This is a genomic window from Aquibium pacificum, from assembly GCF_040839445.1.
Lineage (GTDB): Bacteria > Pseudomonadota > Alphaproteobacteria > Rhizobiales > Rhizobiaceae > Aquibium > Aquibium pacificus.
Map to the genome: position 1 here is coordinate 1 of NZ_JBDPGJ010000039.1, position 345 is coordinate 345.

Sequence of the window (345 nt, forward strand, 5' to 3'; positions counted from 1 at the left end):
TTCTGGATTCGACGGGATTTGCGAAACCCAAGGTGCATGCCGAGGGGCGGTTGGCCTCGTAAAAAGCCGCAAAAAAATAGTCGCAAACGACGAAACCTACGCTTTAGCAGCTTAATAACCTGCTTAGAGCCCTCTCTCCCTAGCCTCCGCTCTTAGGACGGGGATCAAGAGAGGTCAAACCCAAAAGAGATCGCGCGGATGCCCTGCCTGGGGTTGAAGCGTTAAAACGAATCAGGCTAGTCTGGTAGTGGCGTGTCCGTCCGCAGGTGCCAGGCGAATGTAAAGACTGACTAAGCATGTAGTACCGAGGATGTAGGAATTTCGGACGCGGGTTCAACTCCCGCC

The 345-nt window shown here is 53.9% G+C and carries 1 other RNA gene; it reads left to right on the top strand.

Annotated elements, in window-relative coordinates:
* The first annotated feature begins 1 nt into the window (after position 1).
* Positions 2 to 345, top strand: a transfer-messenger RNA (tmRNA) gene (gene ssrA, locus ABGN05_RS30065).